At 40.6% G+C, this 17,083-nt stretch carries 16 protein-coding genes; 11 read left to right on the top strand and 5 right to left on the bottom strand.

Features of this window, described 5'->3' with window-relative positions:
* Nucleotides 1-124: 124 nt before the first annotated feature.
* From UH38_RS27045 to dndE, 11 genes are all read left to right on the top strand, one after another.
* Nucleotides 125-289 (top strand): hypothetical protein, encoded by a 165-nt coding sequence (locus UH38_RS27045; RefSeq protein WP_200892269.1) that lies wholly within the window; start codon nucleotides 125-127, stop codon nucleotides 287-289.
* Nucleotides 286-2,352, top strand: coding sequence for an AAA family ATPase (locus UH38_RS03475; protein ID WP_045053226.1), 2,067 nt, complete (start codon nucleotides 286-288; stop codon nucleotides 2,350-2,352). The genes UH38_RS27045 and UH38_RS03475 overlap by 4 nt, the downstream gene beginning before the upstream one ends.
* 50 nt (nucleotides 2,353-2,402) lie before the next feature.
* Entirely contained in the window at nucleotides 2,403-2,606 is a 204-nt protein-coding gene (locus UH38_RS03470) for a hypothetical protein (RefSeq protein WP_045053225.1), read from the top strand.
* 16 nt (nucleotides 2,607-2,622) lie between these two features.
* Nucleotides 2,623-2,940: a type II toxin-antitoxin system PemK/MazF family toxin gene (locus tag UH38_RS03465; RefSeq protein ID WP_326938665.1), complete on the top strand. Its 318-nt coding sequence runs from the start codon at nucleotides 2,623-2,625 to the stop codon at nucleotides 2,938-2,940.
* Nucleotides 2,941-3,032: 92 nt separating this feature from the next.
* Nucleotides 3,033-3,185 (top strand): hypothetical protein, encoded by a 153-nt coding sequence (locus UH38_RS03460; protein ID WP_200892267.1) that lies wholly within the window; start codon nucleotides 3,033-3,035, stop codon nucleotides 3,183-3,185.
* A gap of 180 nt (nucleotides 3,186-3,365) precedes the next feature.
* A complete protein-coding gene (locus UH38_RS03455) occupies nucleotides 3,366-3,830 on the top strand; it encodes a DNA phosphorothioation-associated protein 4 (protein WP_045053224.1) in 465 nt (154 codons plus the stop codon).
* A 17-nt stretch (nucleotides 3,831-3,847) separates the two neighbouring features.
* Nucleotides 3,848-5,581: a ParB N-terminal domain-containing protein gene (locus tag UH38_RS03450; RefSeq protein WP_045053223.1), complete on the top strand. Its 1,734-nt coding sequence runs from the start codon at nucleotides 3,848-3,850 to the stop codon at nucleotides 5,579-5,581.
* 11 nt (nucleotides 5,582-5,592) lie between these two features.
* Nucleotides 5,593-6,558: an HNH endonuclease gene (locus tag UH38_RS03445; protein WP_045053222.1), complete on the top strand. Its 966-nt coding sequence runs from the start codon at nucleotides 5,593-5,595 to the stop codon at nucleotides 6,556-6,558.
* Nucleotides 6,559-6,657: 99 nt separating this feature from the next.
* Nucleotides 6,658-8,229 carry a DNA phosphorothioation system sulfurtransferase DndC gene (gene dndC / locus UH38_RS03440; RefSeq protein ID WP_045053221.1) on the top strand — a complete coding sequence of 524 codons (1,572 nt, stop codon included), beginning with the start codon at nucleotides 6,658-6,660 and terminating at the stop codon, nucleotides 8,227-8,229.
* Nucleotides 8,230-8,356: 127 nt separating this feature from the next.
* Entirely contained in the window at nucleotides 8,357-10,336 is a 1,980-nt protein-coding gene (dndD, locus tag UH38_RS03435; RefSeq protein WP_045053220.1) for a DNA sulfur modification protein DndD, read from the top strand.
* Between the two features lie 76 nt (nucleotides 10,337-10,412).
* Nucleotides 10,413-10,811: a DNA sulfur modification protein DndE gene (gene dndE / locus UH38_RS03430; protein ID WP_045053219.1), complete on the top strand. Its 399-nt coding sequence runs from the start codon at nucleotides 10,413-10,415 to the stop codon at nucleotides 10,809-10,811.
* Here the strand turns inward: dndE and recG are convergent.
* From recG to UH38_RS03405, 5 genes are all read right to left on the bottom strand, one after another.
* Nucleotides 10,798-13,281 carry an ATP-dependent DNA helicase RecG gene (gene recG, locus UH38_RS03425; RefSeq protein ID WP_045053218.1) on the bottom strand — a complete coding sequence of 828 codons (2,484 nt, stop codon included), beginning with the start codon at nucleotides 13,279-13,281 and terminating at the stop codon, nucleotides 10,798-10,800. The two genes, dndE and recG, sit on opposite strands and share 14 nt — an antisense overlap.
* A gap of 20 nt (nucleotides 13,282-13,301) precedes the next feature.
* Nucleotides 13,302-14,099 (bottom strand): hypothetical protein, encoded by a 798-nt coding sequence (locus UH38_RS03420; RefSeq protein WP_045053217.1) that lies wholly within the window; start codon nucleotides 14,097-14,099, stop codon nucleotides 13,302-13,304.
* 182 nt (nucleotides 14,100-14,281) lie between these two features.
* Nucleotides 14,282-14,944, bottom strand: coding sequence for a translation elongation factor Ts (gene tsf / locus UH38_RS03415; RefSeq protein WP_045053216.1), 663 nt, complete (start codon nucleotides 14,942-14,944; stop codon nucleotides 14,282-14,284).
* 197 nt (nucleotides 14,945-15,141) lie between these two features.
* Entirely contained in the window at nucleotides 15,142-15,939 is a 798-nt protein-coding gene (rpsB, locus tag UH38_RS03410; protein WP_045053215.1) for a 30S ribosomal protein S2, read from the bottom strand.
* A 112-nt stretch (nucleotides 15,940-16,051) separates the two neighbouring features.
* Nucleotides 16,052-16,978, bottom strand: a complete 927-nt coding sequence (locus UH38_RS03405) for a glycosyltransferase family 2 protein (RefSeq protein ID WP_045053214.1) — start codon at nucleotides 16,976-16,978, stop codon at nucleotides 16,052-16,054.
* Nucleotides 16,979-17,083 lie beyond the last annotated feature (105 nt).

Genomic DNA, 17,083 nt, shown 5'->3' with positions numbered 1-17,083 from the left:
ATCATGGTTTGAGACATTTACTAACATCTTAACTATTACGCTTTTTACTATATAACCCAGCTAAAATAATAGCTTCTCTTTCCTCCCTTCCTTCGTGTCCTTCGCGTCTTCGCGGTTCGTCTTCATGAATGACATCAACAACATCCAACAACCAATAACCAGCGCCCCACCACAAATCCAGCAAATCATCGAACGAGTCTTACAAGCCGAAAAAGACAAACTCTACATGAAATTTCCGCGCAACATCAACGACGACATCCTCAAAATCATCAAGGAAGAAGTGCAATGAGATTGATGTCAATACAACTATGTAACTTCCGTCAGTTTTACAACAAAACCCCAGAAATCATCCTCTCATCAGGAGAACAAAACACCACCATAATTCACGGCAACAACGGTTCCGGTAAAACCACCCTACTAAACGCCTTCACCTGGGTACTATACGAAAAATTCACCGCAGCCTTTGCAGTAGAAGAACAATTAGTCAACAAAAGAGCAATTAGCGAAGCTGCAATAGGGCAACCAGTAGAATGCTGGGTAGAAATAGACTTTGAACACGATAATAAACGCTACCGCTTCAGAAGGCTATGTCGCGCCTACAGAAACCCAGACAAAGTAGAACACAGCAAAAGCGAACTATACCCATATATAGCTGGAGACGACGGGCGCTGGTTGCTATCTCAACAACTACCAGAAGACATCATCGGGCGAATTTTACCAGAGACATTGTATCAATACTTCTTCTTTGACGGAGAAAGAATTGAACGAATAGTTAGAGATGATAAAAAAACCGAGATTGCCGAAGCAACCAAAGAATTATTAGGCGTAAAAGTATTAAATCGGGCAATAGACCATTTAAAAGCCGCTAAAAGAACATTAGAAGACGAATTGAAAGCAATTGGCGACTCGGAAACTAGGAAACTATTGCGAGAACAGGAAAAACTAGAAAAGCAAATTGCAGATATTCAAGCACGCGATCGCGAAATTAGCATAGAACTAGCATCGCAAACAGAAGTCAAAAAAACAATAGGCGATCGCTTATTAGAACTAAGCGGTGCAGACGAACTACAACGCCTGCGCGACGAACTAGAACAACAGCGCAAAACTTTAAGAGAACAGCTAAAAACTGCCAAAGATGCGTTAAAAAGAGCAATTTCTACACGGGGTTATACAGTTTTACTATCAGACATAACAGCAGAGTTTAGAAATATTATCGATGGATTACGGACAAAAGGAGAACTGCCAACAGGAATTAAAAAACAATTTGTTGGCGACTTACTAAATCAGCAACGTTGTATTTGTGGTGCAGAATTAGTAGACGGAACTCATGCCCATCACTTAGTCCAATCTTGGTTAGATAAAGCAGGTTCTTCAGATGTAGAAGAAACAGCTATTCGCATGGGCGCGCAGGTAGATGAAATTGATAAGCAAGTACCTGAATTTTGGCAAGAAGTAGACAAACAGCAAGTTAATATTACCCATTACCGTAGTGAAATTTCCAGAGTTGAAACTCATTTAGACGACATTAGAGAAAAACTGAAAAACTACCCTAACGAAGACGTACAGCAATTACAGAAACGATTAGATACAACTGAAGAAGCAATTAGAGAATTAATTTTAGAACAAGGAGCAAACCAGCAGAAAACTGACGATATTAATGCAGAAATTGCTAGTTTAGTCAAGCAAGTCGCCAAGCATAAAATGAACGAAGATAGACAAGCATTAGCGCAACGCAGAATCACAGCAGCGCAAGATGCAGTTGAACGACTAACTGAAGTAAGAACACGCTTAGAGCAACACTTTCGCCTGCTATTAGAAAAGCGAGTACAAGAGATATTTAGTCAAATTTCTTTTACTCCATACATTCCCAAACTAAGCGAGAAATACGAACTAACATTAGTGGAAAATACAACCTGGCAAGAAGCAACAGTTCCAGCATCTACAGGCGAAAATCAAATACTTAGTTTATCATTTATCGGAGCAATCATCGACAGAGTAAGAGAATGGAGTGAAAACAAACTATTAATGGGACCAGATAGCAGTACATTTCCTGTAGTTATGGATTCTCCATTTGGCAGTTTAGACGAAATTTATCGACGACAAATTGCTAAAACAATACCTAATTTAGCTAATCAATTAGTTGTATTAGTAACTAAAACACAATGGCGGGGGGAAGTTGCCCAAGAAATGGCAAATAACATTGGGAAAGAATACATACTTGTCTACAATTCGCCTAAATTAGATTGTGAACAAGACTCAATAGAATTAAACGGCGATCGCTATCCATTAGTCAAGCAAAGCCCAAACGAATTTGAATACACCGAAGTCATAGAGGTAGAACGTAATGGTTAGTTCGTCTCCAGCTATAGACACAAATAAAAGGTTAAAAGTAGAGGATATTTATGCAAAGCAAAGATATTGAGACTCAGAATATTGTAAACCCAGCCGAATCAGATAGCGATCTCTGTACAGATGAAAACAAAAATCAACTGCTAACTAGCGACTTAGGATGGACAGCAGCAGAGATAGAAGAGACATATCATCGATTGAAGTCATTTAAAGATGACTGGGATGTACCTGGTATGGAAGCTTATGACGAAATATAAGTGAGGTGATGTAATTTTGGTGTTATACCCTAACTCAGATTTACTCAATTATAAGAAGCGCCCTGCTTTAGTAGTTCAGGCTAATGACGTAAATACTCAAATACGCCAACGTATCGTAGCACTAATAACTTCTAACTTAAGCAGAACGGGAGCAACGCGAGTAAGAATTTACAATAACAGTTCTGTATGTAAGCAGATGGGATTGGTGACTGATTCTGTAGTAATGGTTGATAATCTAGCTACTGTACAAGATCGAAAAGTAGACAGAGTAATTGGTGATTGTCCGATTATGGCGCAAGTCGATATAGCTTTGAAAAAAACGTTTGGTTTATAAATTATCCTTAGTACAGGTTGCTTGAGGCATTTCGTGAAGGATAGGCGATCGCATCTAAGCGCAAGGATTATTTTACCGCAGGTACGTTAGTTGTGTGGGATGTAGATGTTCTTAATGAGGAAGTTGTAAGGGTATATCGTGCTAGCAATCCCAAACAGCCGCAAATATATTATCGTGGCAATATGGCGGAAGCTGAACCTGCTTTACCAGGGTGGGTTATGGCAGTAGATGATTTGTTTCTTTAAGTGTGGGGCGATCGTATTTCTGAACAAATAAGCTTAGAAAGCAGCTAAACTAAAAATTGTATTGAGATAAAAGTCTATTCAGTACAAAGATTTGCTAAATACAACACTCATCGCGGTAGAGGAACAACTATTGTTCACTTACTAATACGCTAATTTTTTACAAAATCAGGTATCATAATAATGGCTGCGAACAGAATTAGAGTTGCAAAAGATAAAGCAACCTTAGTAAAAGATTTAATAGTATCAGATAATAAAACTGCACCTTTTCAAACTTATGCTGATGTAATAGCATTTGCAGCAGCATTAGGAGCAAAGTTTAATAAACGTTCGCCATTGGGGGAAATTTCGCAACAAGAACCAGCACCTATTGGACAAGAACATTTTTTGAGTAAAAGTTACGATGTTTTAATTAAACTAATAGCAATTATGGATAGTAGGGAAATAAAAATCTTATCTTATAATGAAGAATTTGATACAATGCGAACTCATTTATTTGAAGAATATGCTAACGGTGGACTGGAAATAATGCGAGAGGAATTACGAGGTGCAGTTGATTATACAGAAAGGCTTGCATTATTTTTAATATCAGAAAGATTTAGGAAAAAATCTGAACAAGTAAGTTTTGATTTAACAAAATTTTTATAAATTAATAATACTTTAAAATGTCTAAATTTAGATATAAAGCAGTTCGCATCAAGCAAACAAATTCTGGTGATTGGTTGGTATTATTCGCTGCTTCTGCTATAGAAATTGATATGTGGGCGGGAGTTCCACAAAAAAAGAAAATTGGAGAACAAGGTCAAGAAACTACTGGCTTCCAGAGAGAAGAGAATAAGAAACGTATAAAAGAAATTAGTGAATTCTATCGAAATGAACAAAATATAGTTCAGAATCCTTTGCTGTGTGCTTTACGCCAATATGATAAATGGGAGGTAAAATTTGAGCCAAGTGAAAGTGAAGATGATTTAGATGAAAATATACAGCATGGGTTTATATCGATTACTACTGACGAGCATGAAAAATATAGTTTGTTGGAACTTTTAAAAAGAGTAAAAGCGGATTTAGAGCGTAGAGTCCCAGAAATTTCTACTGAGCCAGTACCAGATAAACTGATTAAGGAGTTAAAGCAACGAGCCGCAATTGAAAAAAGTGTTCAGAACAATTTAGATGAATTACCTGAGCTTACCAATGAACAGGAAAACTCAGAAGATGAAGAAAGCTTAGGAATATCTTTGACTGATGAATCTCACATACTAGATTTTTGGCAAGAAATAGCCGCATATATTTGTGTACTAGATGAAATAAAAGATGATTTTGATGAAGATAAGTTTCTTGACTATTCCAAAGATGCAATCATATCATTTTTACGCCCAATAGTTGTTGTAGATGGACAGCATAGACTTCGAGCAGCCGTTACTTCAGCAAAAGCATTAGTTAATACGGATGATAAATATCAAAAATATATAGAGAATGCAATTATTAATGACAACCTTTCTCCTGAAGACGCTCAACAAGAAATAGAAACAAAAGCGGCTCGAAAACTTGCTATATCATTGTTAATGAATAACGATCCAGCAGAGCAAGTATTTCAATTTGTCGTTGTAAATCAGAAAGCAACACCCATAAAAGCTGCTTTATTAGGAACAATTATATCTACTAGCCTATCTAACAAAGAATTAGATAGGGTTTCAGTTAGGCTTGAAGCTGCTGGCATTAAGCTTGAAGAATCAAGAGCAGTCACCTTTATGACGAGATATCCGAAAAGTCCGTTCTATGGGTTGGTTGAAAGAGGTCTTAATTCTGATAACAAAAACAATCTCAAAGCAAATGTTCTGGGTTCCATAATAAGAATTTTTCGTGAATTAAAAGACGGTAAATTGTTCCATGACAGTGTAGATTATGCAGATAAATGGAAGCGTTCTTATCTACATGAATCTATGATTGTTCAAGAATCAAATCCTGATGACTACCAAGATGCTTTCGCATACTGGCGTAGTCTTGATGGTCCTTGGCGTGACGTATTTATTGCTTTTTGGACTTTAGTACGCGATAAATTATCTGATACTAGCGACAATAAAGAATGGAATTACTGGGGAGATCCCAAACGCTCAAATCTTTTCAATCATACATCATTAAAGATTTTGTCTGCTGATTTCTTTCAGTATTTGTGTGAACGCCGTAAAGGAATAGACAATGTAGAAGAAATTTCTATACTTGTTAACGAGTGGTTAGAGGGTGTAAATCTAAATTACTTCAATAAAGATTGGAACTTACATGGGGTTAAAAAGGATACTCCTGGAATTAGGAAACAGTGGTCAAAGCAATGGGTACAGTATAGAAAAGATCCTCAAAGATTGCCAAACTCAAATATATATAGGGTTCCACTCAGTCAATAAAATCTGAGCATATGGAATTTACAGAAATTATCTCTTTTCTTAACGCTACAGCAGACAAATTAGAAGGTTGTTGGGACGTAAACATCTTAAGCAATATTGCTAGTCAAAGAGTCCCAGATTTTGTGATGAGTGGTCGAGGTGCTTTACTCAGAGCGGATATAAATATGCTGTGGACTCAGTGGTTCATTGAATCAATTTGCGATCCAGAAATATTTGCTAATTCCTCTAAAGGTTATGCTTTTGTATTTACAGCAGTTCAGAAAAGAATACCATTTATTTTTCCTGAAATTCCCCAAAATGAGCGCAATGTGCTAGCACAATCTATTGCAAAATTAATCAATAAAGAAGTACAACGCAGAGAAATTAGAAAACGTAGCTCTATTACACTAGAGCAAAAAAAGCTTTTGTGGGATATTTCTGAATCACGCTGCTGGATCTGCGGTTATAAATTCACAAAATGGGCTGAAAATAAGTTTTTGGAATATACCGAGGGGGTAGAAGCAAAGCTTCCTTCGTTTGTTGACTATACAACGTTACATGGTCTTACACAGCGAGATATTTGCATCGAAGTGGATCATGCCGTACCTTTTTCAAGAGGTGGTGATGATCAAGACAATTTGCGTCTAGCCTGTGGATGGTGTAATTCTCACAAAAGCGATCGCGTTTCTCTATATAGTGTCTCTGAAAAACCCAGTGTAGTATTGCATTCAAACCTAGGAAAACAAAGTGTCCCTCATCCATTTTGGGTCGTTCGACTTCTATCTGTCCGCAGACGATGCGAATACGAAGGAGGGTGCAACAAGTCCGTAGAGATTGAACAACTAACAGTATTGCCTAGACACCCTGAAGGGGCAATGAATCCTACAAACATACGTGTTACGTGCCTAGATCACGATATATTAGGCTCGAATCGATTAGTAAGTAGAAAGGTAGCCCAGCAAATGCGGAAAAAAAAAGAGGTAGACTATCAGCATTAAGGTTAGAATGGTTAACCCAAGGCAGTTACTAAAATGTTTTGCCGAGCATTAATACCCTAACTTAAATTAACTACCGTTTTTTTTCAGCAGGGCAAAGCAATGACAATAGCACAGCATTCAGAGTATAAGCAAGAAAAGCGAACTGTAAGCGAACTTATAGACGACATCCAATCTCTCACGCTTGAAATTCAAGAGTTATATTGTCTAGACGAAATACCTTGGATTATTGGATTTTCGGGAGGTAAAGATAGTTCTACAATATTGCAGCTTATTTGGAATGCAATTTCTGCTCTCCCACAAAAAAAAAGAACTAAAACAATCCATGTTATTTCTACAGATACGTTAGTAGAGAATCCGATAGTAGCGGCTTGGGTTACAAACTCTTTACACCAAATAAAACTTGCTGCTCAAGAGCAAAAATTACCAATAGAACCCCATCAACTTTATCCAAAAATTAAAGACACTTTTTGGTCTTGTTTGATTGGTAAAGGTTATCCCGCACCAAGACAACGTTTTAGATGGTGTACCGATCGACTCAAAATTCAGCCTGCTAATGATTTTGTTCGTAGTATAGTTCGGGATAATGGAGAGGTGATTCTTGTTTTAGGTATGCGTAAGGCTGAAAGTACCAAACGCTCAACCATAATGGAAAAGCATGAACAAGGACGCATTCGCGATCGCCTTAGTCCTAGATCGAGCTTGATAAACTCTCTTGTTTACACTCCAATCGAAGACTGGCGTAATGATGAAGTATGGTTGTACCTAAATCAGTATGAGAATCCTTGGGGACAAAGTAATAAAGACTTATTTGCCATGTACAGGGGCGCTACAGAAGACAATGAATGTCCTTTAGTCGTCGATACCTCTACTCCTAGCTGTGGTAGTTCTCGGTTTGGGTGTTGGGTTTGCACAATGGTAAGTAAAGATAAATCAATGGAGGCAATGATCCAAAACGACGAGGAAAAGGAATGGATGCAGCCTTTACTCGATATTCGTAACGAACTCGATATAGAAGACGATCGCGATCGCCGTGACTTCCGCCGCCTCACTGGTAACGTACAATTGTTTGAGCGCAATATCGATGGCGAAATATCTGTAGAACCAATCCCAGGACCTTATACTAAAGAATGGCGCGAAACTTGGCTAAGGAAACTTCTCACTGCCCAAACCCAAATTCGCCGCACTGCACCAGAACAAATGCGCGATATTACCCTAATTACTCCCGAAGAACTTAGCGAAATTAGGCGCATCTGGCTAGAAGAAAAACATGAATTTGATGACAGCTTACCCCGCATTTACCAAGAAGTTACAAGCGAAGTCTTCCGAGATCCTCGCCCTGGCGCTGATAGCAGCCTTTTAGGGGCTGATGAATGGGCGGTACTAGAAGAACTCTGTGATGATGATGCTATGCACCTCGAATTGATGGCAAAATTGCTAGATACAGAACGCCAGTATAAAACAATGGCAAGTCGTTCGGGTATCTACAATAAATTGGAGAAGTGTTTTGAAACAAGTTCTAGATCGCCTACAGAAGCGATCGCCAACGCCCACTATAAACGCGACTTAAAAGACGCGGCTGGTAAAGGTAATGTAGAAACTGTCAAACAACTAACTTGGGCAGATTTAAAGTTTCAGCAAAAAAATAATAGCGATCGCCCAGCCGACGGCTAACAAATAACTCAATACCAAAACCGCACCAGCAGGTATAAAATTCATATACATCTGCGGAAAATCTGTGGGGTAGGTTTCCTACCACAAAGTTTTTCAAGAGAGCTAGTTTTATTCGCCAAAACATCAAGTGATATTTCTCGAACTCGTACTAGAAAATTTTGGTCCTTATTGTGGGCGACAGGTACTAAATCTGCGTCCACAAACTGGTGGAGATTCACGTCCAATTATTTTACTAGGCGGTATGAATGGCGGCGGTAAAACAACACTAATGGATGCTATTCGTTTAGCACTTTATGGGCATCGCGCACAATGTTCTACCCGCAATAACTTAGGATATAGTGAATTTCTTAATCAATGCGTCAATCGCTATACATCCATAGGCGAACAAACTTGTATTGAACTTGCTTTTGAACATATTTTAAATAATGTCCAAGTGGAATTTAGAATCAAACGCACTTGGACAAAAAATCCTAAAAATGGTAAAGACAATTTAGGTATCTTAGTTGATGACTGGTCAGATAAAGCTTTAGCCCAAATATGGGACGAACGCATAGAAGACTTATTACCTTTAGGTATTTCTAACTTATTTTTATTCGACGGCGAACAGGTAAAAGAACTAGCCGAACAAGAAACACCTACTGATGGAGTTATTAATGCAATTAAAACACTTTTAGGCTTAGAATTAGCTGAACGTTTAGCTATTGACATTGATATTTTAGTCAATCGCAAACGTAAAGTATTAGCAGATGCCCAAGAACTAAAAACAATTGAAGAAATTGAACAAAAGCTAAATAAGCAAAAAGCAGCACATCAAGCCGCTAAAAAACAACTATCCATAGCACAGGATAATTTAGAAAAAGCGCAAGTATTGCACCATCAAGCTTCTGAGAAATTTTTATCAGAAGGCGGAAAAATTGCTAGCGATCGCAGCAAGTTAGAAACCCAGCTAAATTATGCCAACGATGCAGCTATTAAACAACGTCAAGACTTGATAGAAAGTGCTGAAGGTACATTACCACTGACTTTAATTTCTCCACTATTAGAACAAGCGCGATCGCAAGGACAAAAAGAATTACGCCAACAGCAAGCAAAAATTGCTCAAAATGTTTTAAAAGAAAGAAATCAACGCTTACTAGATTGTATTAATAAACTAGCACTACTACCAGAACAATTTAGTAAAGTAAAAGATTTTATTGAGGAAGAAGATCGAGAACTTGAACGAGATATCAAAATAGTAGAAGAATCTTGGCTATTAGCTGAGTTAAAAGTATTAAATCAGTTAGAAGGTATACTTTACTATCTGCCTAACGAGTTGAATAAAGCCCAAGAACAAATAAATAATATTAAACAGCAAGAAGAAGAGATTATTGCAATAGAAAAACAACTAGCAGCAGCGGCAGCACCAGAAACTCATGAGAAAATAACATTAGAAGTAAAACAAGCACAAACAAAACTAATTCAAGCACAAACAGATTACGAGACAACAAAAAAACATTGTGAAGAACTAGCCAAAGCAATAGACAAAACTATCAAAGAACTATCTGAGTACAGCGAACAAAACATAGACATAAAAAACGACGAACACATTATCAAAGCATCAACAAAAGTACAGACAACCCTTAAATTATTCAGAGAGAAACTAACACTACGCAAACTAAACCAACTAGAAACAGTAGTAACAGAATGCTTCCTCTACCTGCTGCACAAATCCGACCTAGTACATCGCATAGCAATAGACGCTAAAACATTTACCTTATCCCTGTACGACCTACAAGGGAAACCAGTACCCAAACATCGCCTATCAGCTGGAGAAAAACAACTACTCGCGATCGCTTTCCTGTGGGCATTAGCCAGAGTTAGCGGCAGAAACCTACCCATAGCCATAGACACCCCACTAGGAAGACTAGACTCATCTCACCGCAACAACCTTGTAGAAAGATACTTCCCCAACGCCAGCCATCAAGTAATCCTTCTTTCCACCGACACCGAAATCGGACAAACCGAACACCAACAACTGCAAACCAACAAAGCGATCGCCCAAGAATATCTATTAAAATACTCCCCAGGCGATCGTCAAACCACAATCCAACCAGGCTACTTCTGGTAGCTCCTCCTTGCTCCTTCTTCGCGTCTAAACGTTGCACTACACTGTCGCGAACGCGGTTCGTCCCTCTAAAAACCCTATGGAACCCCCAGTAAATCGAATCCAACTCTCCCAAACAGCCAAAGACCAACTAATCAAACTCAAACGTGCCACCAAAATCGACCAATGGAACATCCTCTGCCGCTGGGCATTTTGCCGTTCCCTAGCCGAACCCACCATTCCCTCACCAGTACCTATCCCCGCAGACAGCAACGTAGAACTATCTTGGCAAGTATTTGGCGGCGAAACCTCAGACATCCTGATCGTCGCCCTCAAACAGCGCTGTCACAACGACAACTTAGGCACAGACAAAGAAACCCTAGCCACCCAATTTCGCCTGCACCTCCATCGAGGCATAGGCTACCTAGCAGGCGATCCCAACCTCAAAAAAATAGAAGACCTCGTAGAAATCGCCCTGCAACCATCTAAGTCAAAATAGTGCCACCCATTAGCCTTTGATAGCGATACTCCAACTCCTTCAAAATCAATGACCAACGAGACAGAGTAGGATCTTTCGCCATCGCCTTCTCTGCCGCCTCTCTAGCCAACTCCAGTACCTCTCGATCCTCTACTAGACTTGCCAAAGTAAGATCCGGTAATCCTGATTGCCGCGTCCCCAAAACCTCCCCAGGACCGCGAAAACGCATATCCATCTCCGAGATAAAAAAGCCATCTTGAGACTGTTCCAACACCTTCAACCGCTGCACAGCAGTCTCAGTCTTAGAACTACTCATCAACAAACAGTAAGATTGAGCAGCACCGCGCCCTACACGCCCTCGCAACTGGTGTAACTGAGATAAACCAAACCGTTCGGCATTTTCAATCAACATTACCGTCGCATTTGGGACATCTACCCCCACCTCAATCACCGTCGTAGAGACAATAACTTGCATCTGGTTATCGCGAAACTGAGTAAGTGCTGCATCCTTATCTGCCGAACTCATCCTTCCATGTAATAATCCCACCTGAAACTGCGGAAAAATACTTTCTTGCAACCGTTGATGCTCCTCTACAGCCGCCCGAACATCTAATTTTTCCGATTCCTCAACTAACGGCAACACAATATATGCTTGCCTACCTTGGGCAACTTCTCGACTGATTAGATCGTAAGCATTAGAGCGTTCTTTCGCCGTCAGCACTGTAGTATGAATCTTTTGTCTTCCTGGCGGTAACTCATCAACTTGACTGACATCCAAATCTCCATGCAAAGTCAGCGCTAAAGTGCGGGGAATTGGAGTCGCTGTCATCGTCAATACATGGGGCGCATCCCCTTTTTGCTGCAACCTCGCCCGTTGTCCAACTCCAAAACGGTGCTGTTCGTCAATAACTACTAAACCCAACTTTTGAAAATTGACCGGATCTTGAATTAAAGCATGAGTACCAACTAATAACGGCAGTTCTCCCGTTTCTAACTGGGCGTGAATTTGGCGACGCTTGGCAGCTTTAGTCGAACCTGTTAGCAGTTCTACAGGCAAATGCAGCATATTAAACCAGCCCACTAATTTGCGGTAATGCTGTTCTGCCAATACTTCTGTAGGAGCCATCAAAGCCGCCTGATAGCCCGATTGAATCGCTGCTAAGATAGCTACCACAGCTACCACCGTCTTACCAGAACCAACATCGCCTTGTACCAAACGATTCATCGGTGCAGGTTTTTGTAAATCGGTAAGAATATCGTTAATAACTCTAGATTGAGCGCCAGTTAGAGTAAATGGTAATAAATTATAGAATTTCTCAATTAACTGACCTGTAGGAGCTAGAACAGCGCTAGTTTGTATCTGTTTAGCTTTATATTGGCGTTGCAATAAACCTAGTTGCAAATAGAAAAATTCATCAAATACCAAACGATGACGAGCGATCGCTAAAGTATCACTATCTGGAGGAAAATGAATATTAGCGATCGCATCTGTCAACTTTGCTAAATCGTAATGCTTGCGTAAAGCCGCAGGCAAAGGGTCTTTAATCTGCTTAACACAAGGTAAAGCCGCAATTACTGCTTGCCTTACCATATCAGCGCTCACCCCTTCTGTAAGCGCGTACACAGGCACTACTCGCCCAATCGTGAGCGAATCAATTGTATCTCCAGGGCTTGCTAGTATCTCTAACTCAGGATCTTCTAACGTTACCCCGTATTTATTCTCCTTTACTAATCCCGATGCAGCGATCGTTGCATCTGTAGGATAGCGGCGTTTTTGCTGTTCTTGCCAGCCGCGATTAGCATAGCGATTGCCAGCAAAGAAACGATTGATTTTGATCGATCCTGTACTATCTTTTAAAATCAGTTCCAAGATCGTTAACTTATTATTGCGAGGACTGCTAAAACAATTACAGCGATGCACTCTCCCCACAATTGTTACGGTTTCCCCAGCCTGCAACTCGCGGATATTTACCTGACGCGCATAATCAATATGATCGCGCGGATAGTAAAACAGCACGTCACGCACCGAATACAAACCCAAACGCTCTAAATAACCGCCTCTTCTTATTCCTACTTCGGGTAATTTAGCCAATTGTTGGTCTAGAGTAGGTGCAATCCGCTGATAAACTTCCGCAGGTTTAGACTGAACGATAGGTGTTGTTCGCGCTAACTTAGGCTTGGGAATATAAGGCTCTTTATCCTCTGGCTCTTTTTTTGCCTGCACAAAAGTCTTATGTATATACATCCGCGTTGCAGCTACCAAATCTTGCCGTTCTGCCAACGTCATTTGCGGATAACTAGCAAAATTTGCTGCCATTTCTTGCCAGCGACGGCGTTCTTCTAAAGACAATCCAGCAGGTGGTTTGCCAAAGCTGAGGCTAAGAAATTCGCTAAAACGGTATTGCTTGCCTACCAAGTCAACAAAGCCCCTTTCTGCCTCTACTGCTAGAGCTTTTTGCCATCGCAACCAATCTGGTGATTCTGTTTGCACTAGCTTCTCTCCATACAGCTTTATTCCTCAAACCAACTTGCTCGCCATGCAGCCTCAGCTTCAGCCACATCTCGCTCTCGCTGCTTTTTCTGATAGTCGCGCTCTATCTTACTTAATTGTGCTAGTAAATTGCGGATTTGATTGCGTCCAACCCTAACTGTTGCCTCAGCTAACTCAATTTCTACTAACCGTAAGTGAATAGCTGTAATCTGGGTTACTGTGGACTCTTGCGCCTCCTGGCTGTTATCAGTTTCTACTAACAAGTTTAATAGGTTAGGAGTGCCATTAATTGCTTCGGGAGTGGCTTCTAATGAAGTTGTAGCAGCCTCAAGTAAGGGGGAAAGGGGTAACTTATCCGGTAGCATTCCCGCTAGCTGGAGAACGCTATTTGACTTGCTAGAGAGCATTTTTACAGTAGATGCGATCGCTCTTTCTACTTGCTGTTGCCATTTTACTAACTCGATTGGATTCGCAAATCGTTCTTTTTTAGCAGGTTCTAAGTCTGCTTCCTCCTGCAAAAAGGAAAACTCCAAACTATCATCTGCTTCTGTATGCTCTAATAACCGTTCGGCTGCTTCTTGCCCTAATTTACGGATTTTTTGCTGTAGTTGCTGCCGCTCGTTTAAGGATAAGCTCGCAAACTTCTGGGGATATGCCTGCGTACACAATTGATAAGTTGCTAGCATTAGTTGCTTTGCTACTGCTTGCCCTAAAGCAGTCAGATAACTAATATAAGAGCTTTCTAGTTCAGTTGCGATCGCTCTTACCGCTTCTTCTATAACAGCAATATCTTTGTCAATTTGCTCAACTGTAGCCATGTTTAATTTCTTTGGGTTTTAAGGTAGGCAGGGGGAGCTAAAGGGGGTAGTGAGTTAATTTAATCTACGATCTATCAGTACAAATGTACTTTTCTATTTTAAAATAAGGATTCAAAACAAAAGCAGGTCAATTATTTTACGATTGACCTGCCTTTACCAAGACACACTAGACAGCAACTTTTCTACTGTTTGCCGCCCATTTGTGCTGCTACTTCATCAGCAAAGTTGCTTTCTTTCTTTTCAATGCCTTCGCCTAATACGAAACGAGCAAAGCGACGGACTTTGATATTTTCACCTAAAGTTGCGATGCTCTGCGTTACCAACTCTTCTACCGTGATACTTTGATCGCGGATAAAAGGCTGATCCATCAAAGTCATTTCCTTCAAACGCTTCTCAATCCGTCCTTGGACGATTTTCTCTTTGATATTTTCAGGCTTATTACCTAAATCATCCCGCCCCATTTCGATTTCTTTTTCTTTCTCAGTAATCTCTGCTGGGATATCTGCTACGGAAACATACTCAACATTCGGACACGCTGCAACTTGCTTGGCGATATCTTGTACCAGCTTCTTGAAATCTTCACCACGCGCTACAAAGTCAGTTTCGCAGTTTACTTCAACAAGTACGCCTACTCTACCGCCAGTGTGAATGTAACTATCTACCAAACCTTCGGATGCTACGCGCGTAGCTTTATTACCCGCAGAAGCCATGCCCTTCTTCCGCAGCCAGTCCATCGCTTTGGTAATATCGCCTTCATTTTCTTTCAGCGCTTTTTTACAGTCCATCATTCCTGCGCCAGTCTTGTCGCGCAGTTCTTTGACAACTTGTGCAGATATTTCCGCCATCTTGACTCAATTCCTACTTCAGTTACATTTATACCTTGCGCCAAAATTGCCAGGGGCAAAAACAATATTTGCCCTCTAGCACTTACTTTTTTGACCGAATAATTCGTAATTCATTGTTTCAAGCCCCTAAATTTATTTATGAGGTAACAATTACGAATTACGAATTAGTAATTACGAATTGCCGCCTTGCGGCTTGACTACTCCTCAGTTTCCTCGTCATCTTCAGGAATCAACGAATTTGTATATTCGCTTTCCTCATCGTCGAAGTCTTCTGCATCATCGTAATCTGCGTAATCATCTTCAGCATCTAGCTGTCCGTGACGACCTTCGTAAATAGCGTCTGCCAATTTACCTACTATCAGCTTAATTGACCTAATCGCATCGTCGTTAGCTGGAATAGGAACGTCAACTACATCAGGATCGCAGTTTGTATCTAACATTGATACAATTTCAATGCCTAGTTTCTGGCACTCTTGCACTGCGTTGTATTCCCGTCTTTGGTCTACTATGACTACAACATCAGGAATCTTCCGCATCGTCTTGATGCCACCTAAATATTTTTGCAGCTTCGTCATCTCGCGGCGCAACATGGAAGCTTCTTTTTTCGGCAACAAATCTAGCGCCCCGCTTTCTTCCCGGCGTTCCAAATCTTTCAAACGTTCGGCGCGAGTTTTGATTGTTGTCCAGTTAGTTAGCATTCCACCTAACCAGCGTTGGTTGATGTAATGCGCTCCACAACGGCTAGCTTCTTGAGCAATAATCCCCGCAGCTTGACGCTTAGTACCAACAAACAAAAACTTCTTACCCTGCTCGGCAGATGTCCGCATATAATTGTAGGCATCATCCATCAATTGAGCAGTTTGCACCAAGTCGATGATATGAACGCCATTACGGGCAGTATAGATGTAACGAGACATCTTCGGATTCCAACGTCGGGTTTGATGCCCAAAGTGAACCCCAGACTCCATCATTTGAGCCAATGAAACTACTGGCATATTTTTTACTCCTAATTCGGGTTAATCCTCCATCCAGGCGTATTTCTATCATTTAGAAACACCCGAAAAAACTGGATGTGCGAGTTTAGACAACTCTTCTAGTGTATCACAATTAGCTGTTGTTTAGTTGCGAGTAGGCTGCATAAACGCCTTTGACGTTGTACCAGTTAAGGAAAATTCGGGCAAGTTCTAATGCGAGTTGGGGTTTATTTTGGTCGATTAACCACTGCAAAAAAGGAGCCATTGTCCGCTCGTTCAATAGTCCATTTACCGAAAGTATGCCCCATAACAGCCGATGCAGCCAAGTCATTTGTACCATCATCCTTACTTCCCAAGTAGGATGTTTTTGGTAGAATAAAACGCCCATGCGTCCGCGTTCGATTTCTTTATCAATTAAATTAGGAATTTGCGCCAAAGCAAAAGGTGGATGCCAGTGATAACCTACAGCATCGGGGCATTTAATAAGTTTTAAGCCTAATTGCTTGAGCCTTACACCTAGTTCTAAATCTTCCCAACCATAAAGTTGAAAACGAGTATCAAATAATCCAGCTTTGTCTAACCAGTGGCGAGAAATCGCTACATTGCCAGTGGCAAAGTAAGCAGCCGAAAAATCTGTAACTTTGTAAGGTTCAGACGTAGGATCGTCGAAATTGCAAGTATTAATTACCCGCCCGTAGGTAAAAACGCGATCGCTATCTGCCTGAGTTAGCGCCTCAGCGTGAGCTTGCAAAAAGTTTTCTGTAACAACTAAATCGCTATCAATAAAAATAATTGTATCGCCGCTAGCCTTTTCTACACCTAGATTACGAGCCGCCGCAGGTCCTTGATGGTTTTGCAAATGCGATCGCACATGAGGAAATTCTGCCGCTTCCTCCTGCAACCAATTCAAAGTACCATCAGTGGAACCATCATCTACCAAAACAATTTCATAGCCGCTAATGGGGCTTCCAGAAGGAATCTGTTGGTTCTCTAAAGCCCTCAGACACTTCTGTAAAATCGGCAAACGATTGTAAGTCGGAATTACAACACTAAAAAACACGCATCTCCCCCCTTTGAGTCCACTTTGTTTAGTATGTCATTTCGGCAGGTAAGGGAAGCAGGGGAAGCAGGGGAGGCAGGGGAAGCAGGGGAAGATAATTACTTC

The organism is Aliterella atlantica CENA595 (genome assembly GCF_000952155.1).
In the GTDB taxonomy this organism is placed as follows: domain Bacteria; phylum Cyanobacteriota; class Cyanobacteriia; order Cyanobacteriales; family Chroococcidiopsidaceae; genus Aliterella; species Aliterella atlantica.
This window is presented reverse-complemented; position numbering and strand designations above follow the sequence as displayed.

What these genes read in the sequence shown, in the direction of transcription:
- UH38_RS03420 (WP_045053217.1), bottom strand. Translation starts at nt 14,099, where the DNA reads ATGGCTACAGTTGAGCAAATTGACAAAGATATTGCTGTTATAGAAGAA.
- dndC (WP_045053221.1), top strand. Translation starts at nt 6,658, where the DNA reads ATGACAATAGCACAGCATTCAGAGTATAAGCAAGAAAAGCGAACTGTA.
- UH38_RS03455 (WP_045053224.1), top strand. Translation starts at nt 3,366, where the DNA reads ATGGCTGCGAACAGAATTAGAGTTGCAAAAGATAAAGCAACCTTAGTA.
- UH38_RS03450 (WP_045053223.1), top strand. Translation starts at nt 3,848, where the DNA reads ATGTCTAAATTTAGATATAAAGCAGTTCGCATCAAGCAAACAAATTCT.
- tsf (WP_045053216.1), bottom strand. Translation starts at nt 14,944, where the DNA reads ATGGCGGAAATATCTGCACAAGTTGTCAAAGAACTGCGCGACAAGACT.
- dndE (WP_045053219.1), top strand. Translation starts at nt 10,413, where the DNA reads ATGGAACCCCCAGTAAATCGAATCCAACTCTCCCAAACAGCCAAAGAC.
- UH38_RS03445 (WP_045053222.1), top strand. Translation starts at nt 5,593, where the DNA reads ATGGAATTTACAGAAATTATCTCTTTTCTTAACGCTACAGCAGACAAA.
- rpsB (WP_045053215.1), bottom strand. Translation starts at nt 15,939, where the DNA reads ATGCCAGTAGTTTCATTGGCTCAAATGATGGAGTCTGGGGTTCACTTT.
- UH38_RS27045 (WP_200892269.1), top strand. Translation starts at nt 125, where the DNA reads ATGAATGACATCAACAACATCCAACAACCAATAACCAGCGCCCCACCA.
- UH38_RS03470 (WP_045053225.1), top strand. Translation starts at nt 2,403, where the DNA reads ATGCAAAGCAAAGATATTGAGACTCAGAATATTGTAAACCCAGCCGAA.
- UH38_RS03475 (WP_045053226.1), top strand. Translation starts at nt 286, where the DNA reads ATGAGATTGATGTCAATACAACTATGTAACTTCCGTCAGTTTTACAAC.